General features: G+C 63.4%; 20 protein-coding genes. 15 read left to right on the top strand and 5 right to left on the bottom strand.

Annotated features, from left to right (window positions below; genetic code table 11):
• Nucleotides 1-11 precede the first annotated feature (11 nt).
• The 6 genes from ACLEJU_RS13195 (at nucleotide 12) to ACLEJU_RS13170 (ending at nucleotide 7,029) form a co-directional block, all read left to right on the top strand.
• Nucleotides 12-1,391: an OprD family porin gene (locus tag ACLEJU_RS13195; protein WP_435423383.1), complete on the top strand. Its 1,380-nt coding sequence runs from the start codon at nucleotides 12-14 to the stop codon at nucleotides 1,389-1,391.
• A gap of 73 nt (nucleotides 1,392-1,464) precedes the next feature.
• Nucleotides 1,465-3,060 carry an ABC transporter substrate-binding protein gene (locus ACLEJU_RS13190; protein ID WP_435423384.1) on the top strand — a complete coding sequence of 532 codons (1,596 nt, stop codon included), beginning with the start codon at nucleotides 1,465-1,467 and terminating at the stop codon, nucleotides 3,058-3,060.
• A 74-nt stretch (nucleotides 3,061-3,134) separates the two neighbouring features.
• Nucleotides 3,135-4,145, top strand: coding sequence for an ABC transporter permease subunit (locus ACLEJU_RS13185; protein ID WP_027920247.1), 1,011 nt, complete (start codon nucleotides 3,135-3,137; stop codon nucleotides 4,143-4,145).
• A gap of 10 nt (nucleotides 4,146-4,155) precedes the next feature.
• Entirely contained in the window at nucleotides 4,156-5,082 is a 927-nt protein-coding gene (locus tag ACLEJU_RS13180; protein WP_085673653.1) for an ABC transporter permease subunit, read from the top strand.
• A gap of 10 nt (nucleotides 5,083-5,092) precedes the next feature.
• Nucleotides 5,093-6,061 carry an ABC transporter ATP-binding protein gene (locus ACLEJU_RS13175; protein WP_435423385.1) on the top strand — a complete coding sequence of 323 codons (969 nt, stop codon included), beginning with the start codon at nucleotides 5,093-5,095 and terminating at the stop codon, nucleotides 6,059-6,061.
• A complete protein-coding gene (locus tag ACLEJU_RS13170; protein ID WP_435423386.1) occupies nucleotides 6,061-7,029 on the top strand; it encodes a peptide ABC transporter ATP-binding protein in 969 nt (322 codons plus the stop codon). Before ACLEJU_RS13175 ends, ACLEJU_RS13170 begins: the two co-directional genes overlap by 1 nt.
• A gap of 342 nt (nucleotides 7,030-7,371) precedes the next feature.
• Here the strand turns inward: ACLEJU_RS13170 and ACLEJU_RS13165 are convergent, their stop codons facing one another.
• Entirely contained in the window at nucleotides 7,372-8,271 is a 900-nt protein-coding gene (locus tag ACLEJU_RS13165; protein ID WP_435423387.1) for a hypothetical protein, read from the bottom strand.
• Nucleotides 8,272-8,486: 215 nt separating this feature from the next.
• Between ACLEJU_RS13165 and ACLEJU_RS13160 the strand changes: the two genes are divergently transcribed.
• The 4 genes from ACLEJU_RS13160 (at nucleotide 8,487) to ACLEJU_RS13145 (ending at nucleotide 12,273) form a co-directional block, all read left to right on the top strand.
• Nucleotides 8,487-9,287: a helix-turn-helix domain-containing protein gene (locus ACLEJU_RS13160; RefSeq protein WP_435423388.1), complete on the top strand. Its 801-nt coding sequence runs from the start codon at nucleotides 8,487-8,489 to the stop codon at nucleotides 9,285-9,287.
• A gap of 64 nt (nucleotides 9,288-9,351) precedes the next feature.
• Entirely contained in the window at nucleotides 9,352-10,758 is a 1,407-nt protein-coding gene (locus ACLEJU_RS13155; protein ID WP_435423389.1) for an NAD(P)/FAD-dependent oxidoreductase, read from the top strand.
• A 32-nt stretch (nucleotides 10,759-10,790) separates the two neighbouring features.
• Nucleotides 10,791-11,132, top strand: a complete 342-nt coding sequence (locus ACLEJU_RS13150; protein WP_435423390.1) for a cupin domain-containing protein — start codon at nucleotides 10,791-10,793, stop codon at nucleotides 11,130-11,132.
• A gap of 52 nt (nucleotides 11,133-11,184) precedes the next feature.
• Nucleotides 11,185-12,273, top strand: coding sequence for a polyamine ABC transporter substrate-binding protein (locus ACLEJU_RS13145; protein ID WP_435423391.1), 1,089 nt, complete (start codon nucleotides 11,185-11,187; stop codon nucleotides 12,271-12,273).
• 115 nt (nucleotides 12,274-12,388) lie between these two features.
• On the opposite strand, the gene ACLEJU_RS13140 is transcribed toward ACLEJU_RS13145, so the two are convergent.
• Nucleotides 12,389-13,972: a peptide chain release factor 3 gene (locus tag ACLEJU_RS13140; RefSeq protein ID WP_103445602.1), complete on the bottom strand. Its 1,584-nt coding sequence runs from the start codon at nucleotides 13,970-13,972 to the stop codon at nucleotides 12,389-12,391.
• A gap of 556 nt (nucleotides 13,973-14,528) precedes the next feature.
• On the opposite strand from ACLEJU_RS13140, the gene ACLEJU_RS13135 reads away from it, so the two are divergent.
• The 4 genes from ACLEJU_RS13135 to ACLEJU_RS13120 are packed head-to-tail and all read left to right on the top strand — an operon-like array spanning nucleotide 14,529 to nucleotide 17,971.
• The gene (locus ACLEJU_RS13135; RefSeq protein WP_435423392.1) at nucleotides 14,529-15,242 is read left to right on the top strand and encodes an ABC transporter permease; all 714 of its coding nucleotides are present in this window, start codon (nucleotides 14,529-14,531) and stop codon (nucleotides 15,240-15,242) included.
• A 13-nt stretch (nucleotides 15,243-15,255) separates the two neighbouring features.
• On the top strand, nucleotides 15,256-16,167 hold the full coding sequence (locus tag ACLEJU_RS13130) for a glycine betaine ABC transporter substrate-binding protein (protein ID WP_435423393.1): 912 nt from the start codon (nucleotides 15,256-15,258) through the stop codon (nucleotides 16,165-16,167).
• Entirely contained in the window at nucleotides 16,164-16,817 is a 654-nt protein-coding gene (locus ACLEJU_RS13125) for an ABC transporter permease (RefSeq protein WP_435423394.1), read from the top strand. Before ACLEJU_RS13130 ends, ACLEJU_RS13125 begins: the two co-directional genes overlap by 4 nt.
• Nucleotides 16,814-17,971, top strand: a complete 1,158-nt coding sequence (locus ACLEJU_RS13120) for an osmoprotectant ABC transporter ATP-binding protein OsmV (RefSeq protein WP_435423395.1) — start codon at nucleotides 16,814-16,816, stop codon at nucleotides 17,969-17,971. Before ACLEJU_RS13125 ends, ACLEJU_RS13120 begins: the two co-directional genes overlap by 4 nt.
• Before the next feature lie 139 nt (nucleotides 17,972-18,110).
• Here the strand turns inward: ACLEJU_RS13120 and ACLEJU_RS13115 are convergent, their stop codons facing one another.
• The 3 genes from ACLEJU_RS13115 to ACLEJU_RS13105 all read right to left on the bottom strand — a co-directional run bounded on the left by ACLEJU_RS13115 (nucleotide 18,111) and on the right by ACLEJU_RS13105 (nucleotide 22,116).
• The gene (locus ACLEJU_RS13115; RefSeq protein WP_435423396.1) at nucleotides 18,111-20,540 is read right to left on the bottom strand and encodes a TonB-dependent siderophore receptor; all 2,430 of its coding nucleotides are present in this window, start codon (nucleotides 20,538-20,540) and stop codon (nucleotides 18,111-18,113) included.
• 107 nt (nucleotides 20,541-20,647) lie between these two features.
• Complete coding sequence (locus ACLEJU_RS13110) at nucleotides 20,648-21,610, bottom strand: FecR family protein (protein WP_435423397.1); 963 nt, start codon at nucleotides 21,608-21,610, stop codon at nucleotides 20,648-20,650.
• 17 nt (nucleotides 21,611-21,627) lie between these two features.
• Complete coding sequence (locus tag ACLEJU_RS13105; RefSeq protein ID WP_435423398.1) at nucleotides 21,628-22,116, bottom strand: sigma-70 family RNA polymerase sigma factor; 489 nt, start codon at nucleotides 22,114-22,116, stop codon at nucleotides 21,628-21,630.
• A gap of 505 nt (nucleotides 22,117-22,621) precedes the next feature.
• Between ACLEJU_RS13105 and ACLEJU_RS13100 the strand changes: the two genes are divergently transcribed.
• Nucleotides 22,622-23,785 (top strand): type III PLP-dependent enzyme, encoded by a 1,164-nt coding sequence (locus ACLEJU_RS13100; RefSeq protein WP_159412020.1) that lies wholly within the window; start codon nucleotides 22,622-22,624, stop codon nucleotides 23,783-23,785.
• The last annotated feature ends 13 nt before the right edge of the window (nucleotides 23,786-23,798 follow it).

Genomic DNA, 23,798 nt, shown 5'->3' with positions numbered 1-23,798 from the left:
GAGCTTTAACCTTGAGACTATTCACCTTGACCGCTTTGGCCTTATCCATCGGCACCTTTTCCGCCGTCGCAGAGGCCGACACTCAAAGCCAGGACTACGTCCCGATCAGCCTGAAATCCAGCAGCGAACAGGACGACGCCAACGGCGTCCTCGACGGCCAGAGCCTGTCCGGCAGCACGCGCAACTGGTACGCCCGCGAACGCGCCACCCGCGCACCGCTGTGGAAGTACTACAAGAGCGACGGCACCCGCCACGACACCCACAGCCGCGACAACTGGGTGCAGGGCACCATCCTCAACTACAGCTCGGGCTTCACCCAGGGCACCGTGGGCTTCGCCGTCGAAGCCGCCGGCTACAACGCCATCGCGCTGGAACAGGGCCGCGCCGCGATCGCCGGGCCGAACAACCGAACGCTCACCCACAGCGACGGCGACCCGCTCGGCCAGTGGAGCAAGATGGGCCTGGCCAACGTCAAGGCACGCGTCTCCAACACCACCCTCACCGTCGGCCGCCAGTCAGTGGACACGCCAATGATCGCCTACATCGGCAACCGTGCGCTGCCGTCGAGCTTCCAGGGCGCATTCCTGCACAGTGCCGAGTTCGACAACCTGTCGCTCGACCTGGGCACCTTCGACCGCGTTTCGCCGCGCACCGAACAGAGCCTGAGCAAGTTCCGCAGCGAATACAGCGCCACCGGCGTCGAGACCGACCGCGCCAGCACCGCCGGGGTCAACTACCAGCCATTCAAGAGCCTGAGCACCAGCCTGTACGCCACCAAGGTCGACGACTTCTGGAACCAGTACTACTTCGGCGCCAACCACGTGCTCGGCGACAACGCCGTGCTCGCCCTGACCACCGGCCTGAACTACTACAAGACGGTGGACGAAGGCAGCAAGAAGATGGGCGAGATCGACAACGACACCTACAGCCTGTCGTTCGGCCTGACCCACCAGGCCCACACCCTCACGGCGTCATGGCAGCAGGTCAACGGCAATGAGTACTTCGACTACCTGCACGAAACCAACGGCATCTACCTGGCCAACTCGCTGCTGTCGGACTTCAACGGCCCCAACGAGAAATCCCTGCAGCTTTCCTATGTGCTGAACATGGCGCCCTACGGCGTGCCGGGCCTGAAGTTCAACCTGTACAACGCCCGTGGCTGGGGCATCGACGGCACTCACTACCGTGGCACCGCCTACGACGTGAACGGCCTGGACGGCGAAACCCACTACGAGTGGGGCATCGGTACCAGCTACGCCGTGCAGAGCGGGCCGTTCAAGGACACCAGCATCCGCGCCACCTACACCGCCCACCGCGCCAGCAAGGCCCAGGCTGATGGCAGCCTGGACGAGTTCCGCGTGGTCACCACCATTCCATTCAACATTCTCTGACCGCTGGCGCCACGGACCGCTTCAACCCGGGCCGTGGCGGCTACGCTGGAATCAATGCATGCAGGGAGTTTCCATGACATCGCTACCGCTCCGCGCTGCCCTGGCAGCGGTCATCCTCGGCGCCGCCGGTAACCTCGCGGCCAAGCCGCTGGTGGTTTGCACCGAAGCCAGCCCGGAAGGCTTCGACATCGTCCAGTACACCACCGCGGTCACCGCCGATGCCTCGGCCGAAACGGTGTTCAACCGCCTGGTCGACTTCAAGCCCGGCACCACCGACATCCAGCCGGCCTTGGCCGAACGCTGGGACATTTCGCCCGACGGCCTGACCTACACCTTCCATCTGCGCCAAGGGGTGAAGTTCCACACCACCGACTACTTCAAGCCGACCCGCGACTTCAACGCCGACGACGTGCTGTGGAGCCTGAACCGCCAGCTCGACCCGCACCACCCGTGGCACGACAAGACCAGCGTCGGCTACCCGTACTTCGAAAGCATGGCCTTCAAGGATTTGCTCAAGTCAGTGGCCAAGACCGACGACCACACCGTGGTAATCACCCTGACCCGCCCCGAAGCGCCATTTCTGCGCGACATGGCCATGGCCTTCACCTCGATCTATTCCGCCGAATATGGCGACCAGCTGCTCAAGGCCGGCAAGACCGGCGATCTCAACAGCAAGCCGATCGGCACTGGCCCGTTCATCTTCCAGCGCTACAACAAGGATGCCCAGGTTCGCTACAAGCCCAACCCGGACTACTTCCGCGGCAAGCCACCGGCCGATGCGCTGATCTTTGCCATCGCCACCGACAGCAACGTGCGCCTGCAGAAGCTGCGTGCCAACGAATGCCAGGTGGCGCTCTACCCCAAGCCCGATGACATACCGGTGATCAAGCAAGACCCGACACTCAAGGTCGACGAAATCGAAGCCCTGGTCACCGGTTACATCGCAATGAACACCGAACACAAGTACCTGAGCGACGTACGCGTGCGCAAAGCCATCAACATGGCCTTCGACCGCCAGACCCACGTCGACCAACTGTTCGGCAAGGGCAACGCACTGGTCGGGGTGAACCCCTACCCGCCGACCATGATCGGCTACAACACCGAGAACAAGAATCCGCCCCGCGACCTGGCCAAGGCCCGCGAGTTGCTCAAGGAAGCGGGGGTGCCGGAAGGCACGGTGATCACCCTCTTCACCCGCAACGGCGGCGGCGCGACCAACCCCAACCCACGCCTGTCCGCCGAAATGCTCCAGGCCGACCTCAAGCAGATCGGCCTGAAGCTGGATATCCGCGTGATGGAGTGGGCCGAGATGCTGCGCCGCGCCAAGAACGGCGAGGCCGACCTGGTTTCCACCGGCTGGGCCGGCGACAACGGCGACCCGGACAATTTCCTCAGCCCGCTGCTCAGTTGCGATGCTGCCAAAAGCGGCGAGAACTATGCACGCTGGTGCAACCCTAAATTCCAGGAGCTGATCACCCGCGCCCGCGAAGTGATCGACAACGACGAACGCGCCAGGCTCTATGCCGAGGCTTTGAAGGTGTACGATGACGATCAACCCTGGATCAGTATGGCCCATCCGAAGATGTTCACGGCCATGCGTGACAACGTGGAGGGCTACGTGATCAACCCTCTGACCAACAACAACTTCGCCACCACCAAGGTGAAGTAGAACAACAACGATCGCCGGGACCCCACACGGGCACCGGCGGCACTGCGTGACCTGCTTATGAGGTAACCCCGACAATGTTGAGTTTTATTGCCCGGCGCCTGGGCCTGCTGATACCGACCTTTTTCGGTATCACCTTGCTGACCTTCGCGCTCATACGCCTGATCCCCGGCGACCCGGTGGAAGTGATGATGGGCGAGCGCAGGGTCGACCCCGAAATGCACGCCCAGGCCATGGAGCGCCTGGGCCTGAACAAGCCATTGCCGGTCCAGTACCTGGACTATGTCGGCAAGCTGGCCCACGGTGACCTCGGTGAGTCATTGCGCACCCGCGAAAGCGTGTGGACCGAGTTCCTCACCCTGTTCCCTGCCACCCTGGAGCTGGCCCTCGCCGCCTTGCTGTTCGCCGGCGTGGTCGGGCTGCTGGCCGGGGTGATCGCCGCGCTCAAGCGCGGTTCGCTGTTCGACCACGGGGTGATGGGGATTTCCCTGGCCGGCTATTCCATGCCGATCTTCTGGTGGGGCCTGATCCTGATCATGTTCTTCTCGGTGAGTCTGGGCTGGACCCCGGTGTCGGGGCGGATCGACCTGCTCTACGACATCGAGCCAAAGACCGGCTTCATGCTCATCGACACCCTGCTCAGCGACGAGGAAGGCGCGTTCAAGGACGCGGTGATGCACCTGATCCTGCCGGCCATCGTGCTCGGCACCATACCGCTGGCGGTGATCGCCCGCATGACCCGTTCGTCGATGCTCGAAGTGCTGCGCGAAGACTACATCCGCACCGCTCGCGCCAAGGGCCTGTCGCCCGCGCGCGTGGTGTTCGTGCATGGCCTGCGCAACGCGCTGATCCCGGTGCTGACGGTGTTCGGCCTGCAGGTCGGCACGCTGCTGGCCGGCGCGGTGCTCACCGAAACCATCTTCTCCTGGCCGGGCATCGGCAAATGGCTGATCGAAGCCATCGGCGCCCGTGACTACCCCGTGGTCCAGAACGGCATCCTGTTGATCGCCTGCCTGGTGATCCTGGTCAACTTCGTCGTGGATATCCTCTACGGCCTGGCCAACCCACGCATCCGTCATCAGCGCTGAGGCCTTCGCCATGACTAGCCCGATTCCGAAATCCGTCACGCCGGCCAGCCCGGTGGACCAGAGCCTGCTCTACCCCTCACCGTACAAAGAATTCTGGCACGCCTTCTCGCGCAACAAGGGTGCGGTAATGGGCCTGGCCTTCATGTGCCTGGTGGTGTTCTGCGCCCTGTTCGCGCCCTGGGTCGCCCCCCATGACCCGAGCGAGCAGTACCGCGACTTCCTGCTGACCCCGCCGGTGTGGCTTGACGGCGGCAGCTGGCAGTTCATCCTCGGCACCGACGAACTCGGTCGCGACCTGCTGTCGCGCCTGATCCAGGGCGCGCGGCTGTCGCTGCTGATCGGCCTGTCGTCGGTGGTAATGTCGCTGATCCCGGGGATCCTGCTCGGCCTGCTGGCCGGCTTCTTCCCGCAGGTGCTCGGCCCCTCGATCATGCGCCTGATGGACGTGATGCTGGCCCTGCCCTCGCTGCTGCTGGCGGTGGCCATCGTCGCCATCCTCGGCCCTGGCCTGATCAACACGGTAATCGCCATCGCCATCGTGTCGTTGCCATCCTACGTGCGCCTGACCCGCGCTGCGGTGATGGGCGAGCTGAACCGCGACTACGTCACCGCCGCACGCCTGGCCGGTGCCGGGCTGCCACGGCTGATGTTCGTCACCGTGCTGCCCAACTGCATGGCACCGCTGATCGTGCAGGCAACCTTGAGCTTCTCGTCGGCGATCCTCGACGCCGCCGCCCTGGGCTTCCTCGGCCTCGGCGTGCAACCGCCAACCCCCGAGTGGGGCACCATGCTGGCTTCGGCCCGTGACTACATCGAGCGCGCCTGGTGGGTGGTGAGCCTGCCTGGCCTGACCATTCTGCTCAGTGTGCTGGCAATCAACCTGATGGGCGACGGCCTGCGCGATGCGCTGGACCCGAAACTCAAGAACGCCGCCTGAGGAGAACGCCATGTCACTGTTGCAGATCAACAACCTGAACGTGCGCTTCGGCGACGCCAATGCCGTGCCCGTGGTCGACGGCCTGGACCTGGCGGTGGGAGCCGGCGAAATCCTGGCCATCGTCGGCGAGTCCGGCTCGGGCAAGTCCGTCACCATGATGGCCCTGATGGGCCTGATCGACGCCCCCGGGCGCATCACCGCCGATTCGCTCACCTTCGACGGCACCGACATGCTCAAGCTCAGCGGCCGCCAGCGGCGCAAGGTGGTGGGCAAGGACATCGCCATGGTCTTCCAGGACCCGATGACCGCGCTCAACCCCAGCTACACCGTCGGCTACCAGATCGAGGAAGTGCTGCGCCAGCACCTGGGCCTGAAGGGCAAGGCCGCGCGCCAGCGTGCCCTGGAGCTGTTGAAGAAAGTCGAAATCCCGGCGGCGGAAAGCCGCCTGGACGCCTACCCGCACCAGCTCTCAGGCGGCATGAGCCAGCGCGTCGCCATCGCCATGGCCATTGCCGGCGAACCCAAGCTGCTGATCGCCGACGAACCAACCACCGCGCTCGACGTGACCATCCAGGCGCAGATCATGGAGCTGCTGGTCAACCTGCAGAAGGAGCGCAACATGGCGCTCATCCTGATCACCCACGACCTCGCCGTGGTCGCCGAAACGGCCAAGCGCGTATGCGTGATGTACGCCGGCCAGGCGGTGGAAGTCGGCCAGGTGCCGGAGCTGTTCGACGTACCCGCCCATCCCTACAGCGAAGCGCTGCTGGCGGCGATCCCCGAGCACAGCGTCGGTGCCGAGCGCCTGGCCACCCTGCCCGGTATCGTCCCCGGCCGCTATGACCGCCCGGCTGGCTGCCTGCTGTCGCCGCGCTGCCCGTACGTGCAGGACAACTGCCGCCACCAGCGCCCGCCCCTCGACCCGCAGGCCCACAGCCTGGTGCGTTGCTTCTACCCGCTGAACCAGGAGGTGGCGTGATGGCCGTCGTTCTCACTGCCCGGGAGCTGACCCGGCATTACGAAGTCTCCCGCGGGCTGTTCAAGGGCCACGCCCTGGTGCGCGCGCTCAATGGCGTGTCGTTCGAACTGGAGGCCGGCAAGACCCTGGCCGTGGTCGGTGAGTCCGGCTGCGGCAAGTCGACCCTGGCCCGCGCCCTGACACTGATCGAAGAGCCCTCTTCAGGCTCGCTGCAGATCGCCGGCACCGAGGTGAAGGGCGCCAGCAAGTCCGAGCGCAAGCAACTGCGCCGCGACGTGCAGATGGTGTTCCAGAGCCCCTATGCCTCGCTCAACCCACGGCAGAAGATCGGGGACCAACTGGCCGAGCCGCTGCTGATCAACACCTCGCTGAGCAAGGCCGAGCGGCGCGAGAAAGTGCAGAAAATGATGGAGCAGGTGGGCCTGCGCCCCGAGCATTACCAGCGCTACCCGCACATGTTCTCCGGCGGTCAGCGCCAGCGGATTGCCCTGGCCCGGGCGATGATGCTGCAACCGAAAGTGCTGGTGGCGGATGAGCCGACTTCAGCGCTGGACGTGTCGATCCAGGCCCAAGTGCTGAACCTTTTCATGGACTTGCAGAAGGAGTTCAACACCGCCTACGTGTTCATCTCGCACAACCTGGCTGTGGTAAGGCATGTGGCCGATCAGGTGCTGGTGATGTACCTGGGGCGCCCGGCGGAGATGGGGCCGAAGGCAGATATCTACGAGAAGCCGCTGCATCCGTACACCCAGGCGCTGCTGTCGGCGACACCGGCAATTCACCCAGACCCGCTGAAGCCGAAGATCCGCATTGCCGGAGAGCTGCCCAACCCGCTCAATCCGCCGGATGGATGTGCGTTCCACAAGCGTTGCCCGTATGCGACCGAGCGTTGTGCCAAGGAGGTGCCGGCGTTTAGGCAGGTGGGTACGCGGCAGGTGGCCTGCCATTATGCCGAGCAGTTTCTTTAGGCTTTAGATTGCTGGGGCCGCCTCGCGGCCCTTTCGCGACACAAAGCCGCTCCTACAGGAATGGCGGTCCCTTGTAGGAGCGGCCTTGTGTCGCGAAAGGGCTGCGAAGCGGCCCCAGCTTCTCAATGCATGAAAATCCAGATCAGGATGATTACGGGTATCGGTATCCCAATCATCCATAGCAATAAAGAGCGCATGGTTCTTTTCTCCATCGGGCACCAACGCAAAGGGCGGCTTGCGCCGCCCTTCGAATCAGTGCATGAACAAAGCAATCAGGATAATTACGGGAATCGGAACCCCGAGCATCCAGAGCAGTATCGAGCGCATGGTTATTCTCCTTCCTTAACGTTGAATGGTGCGATGAGCGACGTAGTCGACTTCAAGCCATTGCACGCGGTCGCGCAGACGGCCGCCATACAACGCAGCCACGCTGGCGAAGAATGCGCCGCAAAGCAGCGCGACGAAGGTCCACAGTGCAGTCCAGGCCGCCACCTTGGCCGCTTTGTCAGCCGCTTGCTTGGCATCCACCTTCAGTTGCTGTACCTGTGCCATGACCTGATCGACGCGCGCCTCGGCCTCCGGCTGGGTCAACCGGGTACGTTGGGCCACCAGCTGCGCCAGGTAGGCACGATCCTCTGCGGGCAAGGCGCCGTCACTGGCGATTCCTTTGGCCAGAATGCGAGTTGCCACGCCATTGGCGGCATCTTCACTGACCGGTGCCGGCCCCTCGCCACGGAACAGGCTATCGACGAAATACCCCATCGAGTTGCTGTTGTTGTCAGCCGCTGCAGCACCCCCTGCCGCAGCAGTCACGGTCGCAGCCTGGGTGGCCGCGCTGGCGCCCGCACCAATCACGTTGCCCGCAGCGCCCAGCACCAGCATTGCCGCCACCAAGGTCGCCACTGCCCAGGACAGGAACCCGTGGGCGGTATCGCGGAAGTACACTTCATCGCCATGCAGATTGGCCCACTTCACCCGCAGCCTGCCTGCGATGTAACCGCCAACGCCCGAGGCGATAATCTGGGTGAGCAATAGCCAGACGATGGTGGATATGCCCAGCGCCTTGGCGCTCGCCCCTTCATTAGCCCACGGGGACGACGCCGCAAAGCCCAACCCGGCCCCCAGTACCACGAGGATCAGGGACAAGGCAGCGGCGGCGGCGGCACCAGCGAAGATCGCGGCCCAGGACACACCTGAGCGGCTTTGTGTATCGACAACGGGATAGTCGGCAGAGGGGATCATGATGTGTTCGCCTGTATTGGGTTGTTAGCGAGAATTCCATTCGCGCAATAACCATTGCAGCCGCTGTGCCAGTTGTGACAAAAAATGACACCCTTACAAATCAACAAGTTAGCAATCGGACCAACGCCTGAACCGTGCAAAATGCGCGAATTGCCGAACTGCATCAGGTGTTCTGCATTCTTGTCGACGCTCCGAGGGCAGGGCATGATTCGGCCATGATCCTTCTCGACACACCCGCCCAGACCCCGCTGACCGCCGATACCGTGCTGCGCTACCACCTGTGCTGGAAGCACCGCGACCTCGACGGCGTGATCGCGCTCTACCACCCAGACATCCAGTACCACGACTTCTTCCAGAACCGCGTGCTCGGCTACCGCGAGCTGCGCGACTATGTACGCGCCTGCCTGCCCCATGAAGCCGGCGAGGACATCGTCCACAGCGACCGCATCCGCGTCGACGGCTGCACAGCCTTCATCCAGTACCAGGTCACGGTACAGGGCGGCGACGGCCTGGTGGCGTTCCAGTCCAGCGAAGCGATCACCGTCAAGGACGGCCTGATCTGGCGGGTCAACGAGTACGCCACCCTGGTTCGCCAGAACGGCAACGGCCTGGTCAGTGGTGGCCCGCGCCCGGCCACCAGCCGACTGGGCCTGTCGCCACGGCAGCTGTCGACGATGGCCCAGGACCTGGAGCACTACTTCCAGCGCCAGCGGCCCTACCTAGACCCGGAGCTGGACTTGCAGCAGGTGGCCGACGCCAGCGGCTACAGCCGCAACCAGATCTCCTACCTGCTCAACCAGGTGCTTGGGCAAAGCTTCTACCGCTACGTCAACCAGGCGCGCCTGCAACACCTGATGGCCAGCCTCGACGACGACAGCGTCGAGGCACCGATCGACGACCTGGCGTTCAACGCCGGCTTCAACTCGCTCTCGGCGTTCTACAAGTGCTTCCGCGAGCACACCGGCCTCACGCCCAAGGCCTATCTCAAGCAAATTTCCCTGCGTGCACGCACGTAAGACAGCCACCGGCCGACACCACTAGCATCGCCCACAGACCTTGACGGATGTGGAGCAAAACCCGATGCAACCCCTGCGTACGCTCAGCCTTTGGATGGACCAGCTCGACGAGCCGCTGTGCGCGCGCCCGGCCCTGCGCCAGAACCTCGAGGTCGATGTGTGCATCATCGGCGCCGGCTACACCGGTCTGTGGACCGCCTACTACCTCAAGCGCCAGGCGCCGCAACTGAACGTCGCGATGATCGAGGCCAACATCGCCGGCTTCGGCGCATCGGGGCGCAATGGCGGCTGGCTGATGGGCAACCTGCTCGGCGAAGACCGCCTGCTGGCCACCTTGTCGCCGCAACAGCGCCGCGCCAGCATCGACCTGCTGCATGGCATCCCGGATGAAGTGCACAGCGTGCTGCAGCGCGAAGGCATCGACTGCGACTACCGCAAAGGCGGCGTGCTCTATTGCGCCGCGCGTTACCCGGAACAGGAACGCAGCCTGCGCGCTTACCTCGACGACCTCTATCGCCAAGGCATGACCGAGGACGACTACCGCTGGCTGCGCCCCGAGCAGCTGGACGCGCAACTGCGGGTCAGCAATGCCTACGGCGCGATCTACAGCCCGCACACCGCAACCATTCACCCGGCCAAGCTGGCCCGTGGCCTGGCCCGGGCCGTGGAAGCGCTGGGCGTGACCATCTACGAGAACACCCCGGCCATCGACTGGCAGCCCGGCGAAGTACGCTCGCCCCTGGCGCGCATCCGCTGCCAGTGGATGGTCCCGGCAGTCGAGGGGTACGCCGCCAGCCTGCCGCCGCTGGGCAAGCACCAGTTGCCGGTGCAGAGCCTGCTGGTGGCCACCGAGCCACTGCCGGAATCGACCTGGGAGCAGATCGGCCTGAGCCAGGGCCAGGCCTTCAGCGAGAGCAGCCGCCAGGTCACCTACGGCCAGCGCACCGCCGACAACCGCCTGGTGTTCGGCGCCCGCGGCGGCTACCGCTTCGGTGGCCGGCTACGCGAGAACTTCAACCTCGACGAGCACGAAATCGAACTGCGACGCTACCTGTTCGGCGAACTGTTCCCGCAGCTCAAGCACGCACGCATCACCCACTCCTGGGGCGGCAACCTGGGCATGGCCCGGCGCTTCCGCCCGCACATGCTCTGCGACCGCCAGCGCGGCATCGCCCTGGCCGGCGGCTACGGCGGCGAAGGGGTTGGTGCCACCAACCTCGGCGGGCGCACGCTGGCGGCGCTGATCCTCAACCAGCACAACGAACTGACCGCGCAACCCTGGGTACTCGACAACCGCCCGGTCGCGAGCCTGGCCAGCTGGCCGCCCGAGCCCTGCCGCTGGCTCGGCTACAACGCGATCATCCAGAGCTTCGTCCACGAGGACCGGACCCTCGCCAACCCCGCCAGCGCGCCCTGGAGGCGGCGCCTGGCCAGCTCCCTTGCGGACTTCATGGAAGGCTTCATGCACTGACTTCCCTTTCCCCGACACAGGATCCACCGGTCATGAGCATCACCCAGTTCAAACACACAGACAGCGCCGTGCTCGAAAGCTCCAACCCGGTCGCGGTGCCGCTAGGCGACCCCTTGGCAGTGGCTTCGGTCACCTGCGTGGAACGCAGCGACGGCGTCGAAACCGGCATCTGGGAGTGCACCCCCGGGCGCTGGCGGCGGCAGATCGTGCAGCAGGAGTTCTGCCATTTCATCAAGGGCCGCTGCACCTTCACCCCCGACGGTGGCGAGCCCCTGCTCATAGAAGCCGGAGACGCACTGATGCTACCGGCCAACAGCACCGGCATCTGGGACATCCAGGAGACCGTGCGCAAGACCTACGTTCTGATTTTCTGATCCGCTGATCGCCTGCCTTCGATAACAACAGACAAAGCAAGGTAAACCCGACATGCGCACGCTCCTTCTCGCTCCCCTGATGCTGGCCGCCAGCGTCGCCAGCGCCGCCAGCGCCGCCGAAACGGTGAAGATCTACAACTGGTCCAGCTACGTCGCGCCCGACACGCTGAAGAACTTCCAGCAGGCCAGCGGCATCGTGCCGACCTACGACGTGTACGACAGCAACGAGACCCTCGACGGCAAACTGATGACCGGCAACTCCGGCTACGACGTGGTGTTCCCGTCCAACCACTTCATGGCCCGGCAGATCCAGGGCAAGGCCCTGAAGCCGCTGGACAAGTCGCAGCTGCCAAACTGGCACAACCTCAACCCGGTATTGATGAAGGCGCTGGAGGTCAACGACCCGGGCAACCAGTACGGATTCCCGTACCTGTGGGGCAGCACCGGCATCGGCTACAACATCGACAAGGTCAAGGCGGTGCTCGGCGACAATGCGCCAGTGGATTCCTGGGACCTGATCTTCAAGCCCGAGTACATGAGCAAGTTGAAGAGCTGCGGCGTCGCGGTGCTGGACAACGGCCCCGAACTTCTGCCGATCGCCCTGCACTACCTGGGCCTGCCGCACCACAGCCAGGACCCGGCCGACTATGACAAGGCCAAGGCATTGCTGATGCAGGTGCGGCCGTACATCAGCTACTTCCACTCCTCGAAGTACACCGGTGACCTGGCCAACGGCGATATCTGCGTGGTGGTGGGCTTCTCGGGGGATGTGCTGCAGGCGAAGAACCGCGCCGAAGAGGCGAAGAACGGGGTGAAGGTGGGGTATTCGATCCCCAAGGAAGGTGCGCCGATGTGGTTCGACATGGTGGCCATGCCGGCCGATGCGCCGGATGAAAAGGCCGGATATGCCTACATGAACTACCTGCTGCAGCCGGAAGTGATGGCCAACATCAGCAACCATGTGCAGTACGCCAACGGCAACCTCAAGGCGGACGGGCTGGTGGAGCCGGCGATGAAGGGTAATACGATGATTTACCCGAGCGAGGATGTGATGGGCAAGCTGTATGCCCTGGAGGCGATGCCGGCGAAGATCGATCGTATTCGGACGCGGATCTGGACCAGTATCAAGGCGGGAAATTGATATGGGGCCGCTTTGCGGCCCATCGCGGGGCAAGCCCGCTCCTACAAGGGATCGCGTCCCCCTGTAGGAGCGGGCTTGTCCCGCGATGGGCTGCAAAGCAGCCCCAATTCAGCGATCAGTGATGCTCGCGGGTAGCGCGGAACTTGATGTCCGGCCAGCGCTCTTCCATCAACGCCAGGTTGACCCGGGTCGGCGCCAGGTAGGTCAGGTGACCGCCACCGTCGATGGCCAGGTTTTCCATGGCCTTGTTCTGGAATTCCTCGAGCTTTTTCTTGTCATCGCAGCCGATCCAGCGGGCCGACCAGACGGTGATCGGCTCGTAGGCACATTCCACCTTGTACTCTTCCTTCAGGCGGCTGGCGACCACGTCGAACTGCAGCACACCGACCGCACCGAGGATGATGTCGTTGCTGCGCTCAGGGAAGAACACCTGGGTCGCGCCCTCTTCGGCCAGCTGCTGCAGGCCCTGACGCAGCTGCTTGGATTTCAGCGGGTCCTTCAGGCGCACGCGGCGGAACAGCTCCGGCGCAAAGTGCGGGATACCGGTGAAGCCCAGCGCCTCGCCTTCGGTGAAGGTGTCGCCGATCTGGATGGTGCCGTGGTTGTGCAGGCCGATGATGTCGCCGGCATAGGCCTCTTCCAGCTGCTCACGCTCGGAAGAGAAGAAGGTCAGCGCGTCACCGATGCGCAGGTCCTTGTTGATGCGCACATGGCGCATCTTCATGCCCTTCTCGTATTTACCCGAGCAGATGCGCATGAAGGCGATGCGGTCGCGGTGTTTCGGGTCCATGTTCGCCTGGATCTTGAACACGAAGCCGGTGAACTTCTCTTCCACAGGCTCGACGGTCCGCTCGTGGGCCACGCGGCCCAGCGGGCGCGGCGCCCAGTCGACGACGGCGTCGAGCACATGGTCGACACCAAAGTTGCCCAACGCGGTACCGAAGAACACCGGGGTCAGCTGACCGTTGATGAACTCTTCCTGGTTGAACTCGTGGCAGGCGCCCTGCACCAGCTCCAGTTGCTCGACGAACGAATCGTACTGGTCGCCCAGGTGGGCGCGAGCCTCGTCGGAGTCCAGATTCTGGATGATCTTGGCTTCGGTGCGCTCGTGGCCGTGGCCCGGGGTGTAGACCACGATGTAGTCGCCGGTCAGGTGATACACGCCCTTGAAGTCGCGATAGCAACCGATCGGCCAGGTGATCGGCGCGGCCTTGATCTTCAGAACGGCTTCGATCTCGTCGAGCAGTTCGATCGGGTCACGGATGTCACGGTCGAGTTTGTTGATGAAGCTGACGATCGGCGTGTCGCGCAGGCGGCACACGTCCATCAGGGCGATGGTCCGCGGCTCTACACCTTTACCGCCGTCGAGCACCATCAGCGCCGAGTCCACCGCGGTCAGGGTGCGGTAGGTATCTTCCGAGAAGTCTTCGTGCCCGGGGGTGTCGAGCAGGTTGATCATGTGCTCGCGGTACGGGAACTGCATCACCGAGGTGGTGATGGAGATGCCGCGCTGCTTCTCCATTTCCATCCAGTCGGAGGTGGCGTGGCGGTCGGACTTGCGCGACTTCACGGTACCGGCGACGGCAATGGCCTTGCCCATCAGCAGGAGCTTCTCGGTGATGGTGGTCTTACCGGCGTCGGGGTGGGAAATGATTGCGAAAGTGCGGCGCTTCGCGACTTCGGCGGCCTGGTTGGTCATGGGAAATCGCCTGACTGGGGGATTTAAAAGGGGCGATATCATACCTGAAGTTGGGCTTGGACCAAAATCGGCTGCATGAGTGGTTGCAGGTCCGGCCTCTTCGCGGGCACGCCCGCTCCCACAGGTACTGCGCAGGTTTCAGATGCAGTGCGATCCCTGTGGGAGCGGGCCTGCCCGCGAAAGGGCCAGTACAGACACAACAATTTCATCAGACAATCGCTTTATCACGACAAAAGGCCACAAGGCAGTTGTTTCAACGCCTGCAGCGCATTAAACCGCTGCTTTTTCTCGCCATGTTTCACCCCATCCAGTGATTAACGCTGGCCAAATGCCGCCTCAGATGGGAACCTTTACGCCCACGGAGACGTCCACTCCCCTGCAACCCGCTTCGGTTGGGGACTGGTTTCATCAGCATTTTCGGGCCCGACGGGGTTCGGCTCATGGCCTGATCGCAGCCTTCGGCTGCTTCACGCTGCTACTCGCGAACACACCACCCGCCGCCAGTACTGGCCGGCTACCAAGAAGTGTGCTCGCCGACAACACAAGGAGTCCGCCTGTGGCTACACGCTACGGTAAAGGGCTGTTGGGATGCGCCACCGTGCTCGTCATCCTGGCCCTGCTGATCCACTGGATCGGCATCGACACGATCGCGCGTTATCGCGACGATCTTGGGTTCTACCTGCAAGCGCACCTGGTACTGGTGCTGGCTTCGATGGCGGCGGCGCTGGTCGTGGGCATCCCCGCCGGCATTGCGCTGAGTCGACCGCACCGGGTCGACAAAGCCGAGCGCTTCATGCAGTTCTTCAACGTTGGCAACACCATTCCCCCCCTGGCCGTTCTGGCCATCGCCCTGAGTATCCTGGGCATCGGCGCCGGGCCTGCGATCTTCGCGCTGTTCCTCGCCTCTCTCCTGCCCATCGTGCGCAACACCTACGAGGGCCTGAAAAACGTCCCCGCCTCGCTCAAGGAAGCCGCCACCGGCATCGGCATGACCCCGCGCCAGCAACTCTGGCAGGTGGAACTGCCCAACGCCGTGCCGATCATCGTCGGCGGCGTGCGCGTGGCCCTGGCACTGAACGTCGGCACCGCGCCACTGGCCTTCCTGATTGGCGCCAACAGCCTGGGCAGCCTGATCTTCCCCGGCATTGCCCTGAACAACCAGCCACAACTGCTGCTCGGTGCCGCCTGTACCGCATTGCTGGCGCTGGTGCTGGATGCGCTGGTGAGTTTCTCCAGCAAGCGCTGGCTGGAACGTGGCCTGGCTGGATAACAAGAGGGAACCCATGAACAAGAGAATCGCCTTGCTGCTGGGCGCGGCCCTGCTGTTCGCAGGATTTGCCCAGGCAGCCGAAAAACCGCTGATCCGCATCGGCGCGCGGGTGTTCACCGAACAGACCGTACTCGCCGAAATCACCGCGCAATACCTGCGCGCCAACGGCTTCGACGTGCGCGTCACCACCGGCCTTGGCAGCAGCATCGCACGCCAGGCCCAGGAAACCGGGCAACTCGACCTGATGTGGGAATACACCGGCGTGTCGCTGGTCTCTTACAACCATATCGACGAGCGCATGCCCAGTGCCGAGGCCACCTTCGCCAGGGTCAAGGAACTGGACGCGAAGAAAGACCTGATCTGGTTGACCCCGTCGAAGTTCAGCAACACCTATGCCCTGGGCCTGCCCAAGCAGGTGGCCGAGGCTTATCCACAGGTCAACACGATCAGCGACCTCAACCAGGTACTGCGTGACGAAAGCCAGCGCAAGCACCTGGTGGCGCTGGACACCGAGTTCGCCAACCGTCCGGATGGCCTGGTCGGCCTGAAAGAGATGTACGACCTGCAAGTAGGCCGCGCCAACATCCGCCAGATGGATGCCGGGCTGGTCTACACCGCCATGCACAACAACCAGGTGTTCGCCGGCCTGGTGTACACCACCGACGGCCGCCTGAGTGCCTTCAACCTCAAGCTGCTAGAAGACGACAAGCACTACTTCCCCGACTACACAGCCGCACCGGTGGTACGCAAACAGGTGCTCGACGCCAACCCGAAACTGGTCGGCCTGCTCAAGCCATTGGCCGAGCAGCTCGACGACGAGACCATGCGCCAGCTCAATGCCAAGGTCGACGTCGAACACCAGAACCCGACCACGGTGGCCGCCGCCTTCCTGCGTGAGCATCCCCTCAAGGAGGTGACCCCATGAGCCTGTTCGACACGTTCGCCCATCTCGACTGGGCCCAGGTGCTGCAGCTGACCTGGCAGCACATCATGCTGGTCGGTGTTGCGGTCAGCCTGGCGATCCTCGTCGGTGTACCGCTGGGCATCCTGATGACCCGCTTCCCGGCCGTCGCCGGCCCGCTGCAGGCCAGCGCCACGGTGCTGCTGACCATCCCGTCCATCGCCCTGTTCGGCCTGCTGCTGCCGTTCTACTCCAAGTTCGGCCAGGGCCTCGGCCCGCTGCCGGCGATCACTGCGGTGTTCCTCTATTCGCTGCTGCCGATCCTGCGCAACACCTACCTGGCCCTGACCAACGTCGAGCCCGGCATCCGTGAAGCGGCGCGCGGCATCGGCATGACCTTCGGCCAGCGCCTGCGCATGGTCGAGCTGCCGATTGCGGTGCCGGTGATCCTCGCCGGCGTGCGTACTGCCGTGGTGATGAACATCGGCGTCATGACCATTGCCGCCACCATCGGCGCTGGCGGCCTGGGCGTGCTCATCCTCACCTCCATCAGCCGCAGCGACATGTCGATGCTGTTGGTCGGCGCCGTGCTGGTCAGCCTGCTGGCGATCGTCGCCGACCTGCTCCTGCAAACCCTGCAACGTGCCCTGACTCCAGAAGGACTGCGCTCATGATCGAACTCCAGAACCTCAGCAAAACCTTCAACGTCAACGGCAAGGACGTCAAAGCCGTCGACTCCGTCAGCCTCACCGTCAATGAAGGTGAAATCTGCGTATTCCTCGGCCCGTCGGGCTGCGGCAAGAGCACCACGCTGAAGATGATCAACCGCCTGATCGCACCGACCTCAGGCAGGGTGCTGATCAACGGCGAAGACACCAGTGCCCTCGACGAAGTGACCTTGCGCCGGCACATCGGCTACGTGATCCAGCAGATCGGCCTGTTCCCCAACATGACCATCGAGGAGAACATCACCGTGGTCCCGCGCCTGCTCGGCTGGGACAAGCAGAAATGCCACGAGCGCGCCCGCGAGCTGATGCACATGATCAAGCTCGAACCCAAGCAATACCTGCAGCGCTACCCCCGTGAGCTGTCCGGCGGCCAGCAGCAGCGCATCGGTGTGATCCGCGCACTGGCGGCGGAAGCACCGGTACTGCTGATGGACGAGCCGTTCGGCGCGGTCGACCCGATCAACCGCGAGATGATCCAGAACGAGTTCTTCGAGATGCAGCGGGCGCTGAACAAGACCGTGATCATGGTCAGCCACGACATCGACGAGGCGATCAAGCTGGGGGACAAGATCGCCATCTTCCGTGCCGGCAAGCTGCTGCAGCTGGACCACCCGGACACCCTGCTGGCGCACCCGGTGGATGACTTCGTGAGCAACTTCGTTGGCCAGGACAGCACGCTCAAGCGCCTGCTGCTGGTGCGTGCCGAGGATGCGGCGGACAACGCGCCGTCGGTGAGCCCGGAGACGCCGGTGAGCGATGCGCTGGAGCTGCTTGATGAGCACGACCGCCGTTATGTGGTGGTGACCGATGGGCAGAACAAGGCGCTGGGGTATGTGCGTCGGCGTGACATGCACCGCCAGCAAGGTACCTGTGGCGACTTCCTGCGGCCGTTCAATGCCACGGCGTCGCATGACGAACATCTGCGCATCTTGTTGTCGCGGATGTATGAGTTCAACCGAGCGTGGTTGCCGGTGCTGGATGCCGAGCAGGTGTTCTTGGGGGAGGTCACTCAGGAGTCGATTGCGGCTTACCTGAGTTCGGGGCGCTCGCGCGGGGCCAAGACCAGCATCGTCTCGCCGGCCGAGGTGGTGGCTTCGTAATCGCTGGGGGCGCTTCGCGCCCCTTTCGCGACACAAGGCCGCTCCCACAGGTACAGCGTCAACCTCTGGGCCTGTGCAATACCTGTGGGAGCGGCCTTGTGTCGCGAAAGGGCCGCATAGCGGCCCCGGCGATTTTGGCTCAGAACCCTACACTCGCCTGCACATAGAAGGTCCGCGGCTCACCGACATAAATGCCGGCATTGTTGTCGCTCGAACGCGTGAAATACTGCTTGTCGAACAGGTTCTTCACCCCCGCCGCCAGCTTCAGGTTGGACATGTCCGCCCCGAACTCATAGCCACCACGGGCATGCCAGGTCACATACCCCGGAATATCACCATATTGCCCATCGGCACTCGGCTCGGTGATGTAGTTACCACTGAAGCTGCCATCAGCGTTGAGGCCGGTCCCTGGCGCGCGCTGCTTGGACTGAGCATAGGCATCCAGATTCCAGGTCCAGCGGTTGATCGCATAGCGCACCCCGGCGGTGGCCACCTGGCGTGAATAGAACGGCAGGTCACGGCCCTTGAAGCCCGGAATATCCCCTTCATAGGTCGCGCGGGTATAGGTGTAGCCACCGCTCACCGACAGGCCGTCCAGGCGCGGGTCCAACCCGGCCAGGTCATAGCGCACCGAAGCCTCGATACCCTGGTGCTTGGTCGCACCGAGGTTGGTCCAGCCCACGTCGTTGCTGATGTACTGCAGCTCGTCGTCGAAGTCGATGTAGAACGCGGTCAGCTCACCGGCGAAGCCGCCGTTGTCATAACGGGTACCGAGCTCGTAGGTCTTGGCTTTTTCCGGTTCCAGGCCATTGGCCGTACTGTTGCCGGAGCCGCCCTGGCCCAGCTGGAAGTACTGCAGGCTGCCAAACGACGTCTCGTAGTTAGCGAACACCTTCCAGGCATCGGAGATGTGGTACATCACGCTCAGCGCCGGCAGCGGCTCGTTGCTGGTGATGCTGCGCTTTTTCTCCGGCACCGGGCGGTTGTTGGCATCCAGCACCGGGCGATCCCGCCAGTCGGTATTGATGTGCTCGAAACGGATGCCCGGGGTGATGGTCCAGTTGCCGACATCGATCTTGTCATCGATGTAGTAGGCGCTGGCTTCGGTACCGCCGCTGCGGTCCTGGAACACGTGGCCGTCGGACGTCGGGGTGGGCGTCGGCACGTTGTCGATCAGCGCCAGGCGGGTCGACTGCTCGCGCATGGCCTCTTTCAGGTAGCGATAACCAATACTGACTTCCTGGGTGGTAGGGCCAGCGAAGAAGATTCGCGACACCCGTGGCTCGATGGCGAAGGTGTGGTAATTGCGCGGGTACGACGACAGGGTCTTCATGTCGCGCGCGGCGATGGCGCTGCCACGGAAGCTGTCGGTGTAATAGGTCAGCACTTCGAACTGGGTGGCATCGTCGAGCTGGCGTTGCCACTTGAACGACACGTCCTTGCGCCGGCCGGCGAAGTAGTCGTAATCGCGCAGCGACTGGTACGGGTTGCTGTCGTACTGAGCCTGGGTCAGGCCACCGGGCATGTCGGCACGGCCATCGTAGTAGTGCAAGTTGAGCCAGAACTCATCGACGTCGGTCGGTGCCCAATGGGTCTTGAGGATGACGTCGTCGATGTCGTTGCCGTTGTTGCTTTCACGGTAACCGTTGCCGTTCACACCGGTATAGAGCAACGCCAAGCCCATGCCATTGTCGGCGGTGCCGCCGACGAACGCCGACTCGGTGTGTTTCCAGCCGCCATGCTGAGAGGTTTCCAGCGTGGTGGACAGCTCAGCCGATGCCTTTTCGGGGATCGCCCGGGTCACGAAGTTGATCACCCCGCCGACGTTCTGCGGGCCATAGCGCACCGAGCCCGCGCCGCGCACCACGTCGATGCTGTCGAGGTTGCCCGAGGAGATCGGAGCCATCGACAGTTGCGGCTGGCCGTAGGGTGCAAAGGCCGCCGGAATGCCGTCGATCAGCACAGTCGAGCGTGGCGACAGGCGCGAGGTCAGGCCACGCACGCCAACGTTCAGCGACAGGTCACTGCCACCGGTACCGTTGCTGTCCTGTACCTGCACGCCTGGGATACCGCGCAGCACGTCGCGCACGTTCATCGCGCCCTTCTCCACCATCGCCTCGCGGCGGACGACGGTGCGCGCACCGGGGTGGTTCTGCACCACGGCCTGGTCGGCATCACCCAGCCAGTCACCGACCACCTTCACGTCGGTGGGCGCCAGCTCCAGGCTGCCGGTGGTGAGCGTGCCGGCAGGCTGAGCCGGCTTCACCACCACTGTGTCTTCGGACATTTCATAGGTCAGCCCGCTGCCCTGCAGCAGTTGCTGCAGCGCCTGCTCGGGCGCCAGGTTGCCGGACACGGCCGGGGCCTGCTTGCCCGCCACCAGTTCAGGGCTGAAGAACAGCTGCAGGTTGGTCTGCTGGCCCAGCTGGCTCAGCGCCGAGGCCAAGGGCTGCGCCTGGATCTGGATCGTGCTGCTTGCCTGCTCGGCTTGAGCATTGATGGCCGCGGTGCTGACCGCCAGGGCCAGCGCCAGGGCGCTCAGGCGTAGATAAGGTTTGTTGTTGTTCACGTCGTCGAAACATCCTGAAGAAGGAATAAACGCCAACCGCATGCGAATGGAAATGCTTGGCAGTTGCAGCTGGCGGGGAAGACGAACGAGCGGAAAAAAACCTGAATCTATTTCGCGATTATTTCGCGGGAGCCGTCTTCATGGGCCTTGATCGCCACCGGCAGGATTCTTGGCAAGGCGCGCAGCAGCGCGTCCGTGTCATCGGTGCTGAAAGTGCTTGAGAGGCGTAACTGGGCAACCTTGCCAGGTGCCACGCGCAGTGGTTGGGCACGGTAACGCGACACTTCGGCCACCACCTCGGCGAGGGTGGCGTTGTCGAATACCAGCTTGCCCTGGCGCCAGGCAGTCAGGGCTGCGGCGTTGACCGCATAAGGTGCGGCGACCTTGCCATGCGCGTCTATGTGGGAACCTTGGCCAGCGCCCAGTTGCGCCAGCGAGGTGTCATTGCCCTGCACACGCACCGAACCCTGCTCGACCGCCACACGGGTCGCAGTCGGGTCCAGGCGCACATCGAAACGGGTGCCGGTCACCGTCACGCTGCCCTGGGCGGTATCGACCACGAACGGGCGGCTGCTGTCGTGGGCGACGATGAACATCGCCTCACCTGCGTTTAGTTGAATGTGCCGACGGCCTGGGCTGAAATCGACATGCAGCTGGGTGGCGCCATTGAGTTCGAGGTGCGAACCATCGGGAAGCTCGACCTGGCGGCGCTCGCCAAAGGCCGTCTGCAGCTGATCCTGGTGATTGAGCTGCTGGTAGTGCCAGCCCGTCCAGCCCAGCCCCAGCGCCAGCACCGCCACACTCGCCGCCAGCACCTGGCGCAGCAGGCGCCGTTGCGGGAGCTGGCGTACCGGGTCCGGCTCGCACAGCACTTCCAGGCGCTGGCGCGGGATGAGTTCCGCCGCGCTCCAGACCGTGGCCAGGGCATCGTACTCGGCACGGTGACTGGGGTCGGCGGCCAGCCAGGCTCGCAGCTGCTTGTGCAGCGCGGCATCGTGCGGCGCGTCCTGCACGCGGACGAACCATGCGGCCGCCTGCTCACGGACGGTCTCGGAACCGTGCTGTTTCATGGGAAAAGTCTCCTGACTCATCGTGCGGACACATCCAGGTGCTCACGCAGATGTCGGAGCGTGCGAATCATATACTTTTCGACCATGTTCTTGGTCAAACCCATGCGCTCGGCGATCTCGGCCTGGCTCAGGCCCTCAAGCTTCTGCCAGATGAACACCCGGCGGCAGTTCAGCGGCAACTCGGCCAGTGCGCGCTCGACGCTGTCGGCCAGCTCCAGGGCATGCATGTAGGCTTCCGGGTCGTCGCTGGCGCTGCTGCCTTCATCGAAGGTCTCCAGCTCCAGGGCCTGACGCCGGTCTTCGCGGCGAAACCCGTCCACGGCGATATTGCGGGCAGTCTGGTGCAGGTAGGCGCGTGGCTGCTCGACCTGTTCGCGCGGGTTCTCCAGTACCCGGACAAAGGCATCGTGGGTGAGGTCCTCGGCCTGCTGACGACTGCGCAACTTGCGCGTCCAGGTGCCGATCAGCTCATGGTAGTGGTCGAGGAAGCCTTTGTGTCCGGACACGGTCGGGGTCGTCAGGGAGGCGGATGAGGGTGCGAATAGTAATGTTTCTCATCCATAACGGCAAATCTGCCCGACGGTAACAAAAAATTTATCGTGTTTTTCATGTACGCCAGTGCCAGGAAAATGTGGCCATAAATATGAACACCACAGGCCCCTTCGCGGGTAAACCCGCTCCCACAGGAATTGCGAAAACCCTGTAGGAGCGGGTTTACCCGCGAAGGGGTCAACGCGGTCCATTCCACAATTTTTTACGCTTGAAACACCCAGGGGAACATCAGATGGTCATGCGAGTCGGTTATTCAACGGGTAGGGCGTCGTTCCACGACGATCGCGCCCGGATTGCCTGTTGATTCTGCATTCTTCACGCCCTAAAGTGCGCGCCGAACGTCCATGCTGGAAACGATCCATCCGGCTCAAGTACTGAGTAGGCGAACCAAAGTGGGGATACGGAGGACGTTCAGTTGCAGCCACTTAATCTTTCAGTTTGCCCATGGAGTCCCTGAGCATGTCGATCCAGGTCGAAGACTATTTCGCGCGTGACACCTTCCAGAAAATGAAGGCGTTCGCCGACAAGCAGGAAACCCCGTTCGTACTCATCGACACCCAGATGATCAGCCAGGCCTATGACGACCTGCGTGCTGGTTTCGAATTCGCCAAGGTGTACTACGCGGTCAAGGCCAACCCGGCCGTCGAGATCATCGACCTGCTCAAAGAGAAAGGTTCGAGCTTCGACATCGCCTCGATCTACGAGCTGGACAAGGTCCTGAGCCGTGGCGTCAGCGCAGACCGTATCAGCTACGGCAACACCATCAAGAAGTCCAAGGACATCCGCTACTTCTATGAGAAGGGCGTGCGCCTGTACGCTACCGACTCGGAAGCCGACCTGCGCAACATCGCCAAGGCCGCGCCGGGCTCGAAGGTATACGTTCGCATCCTCACCGAAGGCTCGACCACGGCCGACTGGCCACTGTCGCGTAAATTCGGCTGCCAGACCGACATGGCCATGGACTTGCTGATCCTCGCCCGTGACCTGGGCCTGGTGCCTTACGGCATCTCCTTCCACGTCGGCTCGCAACAGCGCGACATCAGCGTATGGGACGCGGCCATCGCCAAGGTCAAGGTGATCTTCGAGCGCCTGAAGGAAGAAGACGGCATCGAGCTGAAGCTGATCAACATGGGTGGCGGCTTCCCGGCCAACTACATCACCCGTACCAACAGCCTCGAGACCTACGCCGAAGAAATCATTCGCTTCCTGAAGGAAGACTTCGGTGACGACCTGCCGGAGATCATTCTCGAGCCAGGCCGTTCGCTGATCGCCAACGCCGGTATCCTGGTCAGTGAAGTGGTGCTGGTCGCACGCAAGTCGCGCACCGCCGTCGAGCGCTGGATCTACACCGACGTGGGCAAGTTCTCCGGCCTGATCGAAACCATGGACGAAGCCATCAAGTTCCCGATCTGGACCGAGAAGAAAGGCGAAGCCGAAGAAGTGGTCATCGCCGGCCCGACCTGCGACAGCGCCGACATCATGTACGAAAACTACAAGTACGGCCTGCCGCTGAACCTGGCCATCGGCGACCGTCTGTACTGGCTGTCGACCGGTGCGTACACCACCAGCTACAGCGCAGTGGAATTCAACGGCTTCCCGCCGCTGAAGGCCTACTACCTGTAAACAGAAAAGGGGC

It is taken from the genome of Pseudomonas sp. SMN11 (assembly GCF_052041945.1).
Classification (GTDB): domain Bacteria; phylum Pseudomonadota; class Gammaproteobacteria; order Pseudomonadales; family Pseudomonadaceae; genus Aquipseudomonas.
This window is presented reverse-complemented; position numbering and strand designations above follow the sequence as displayed.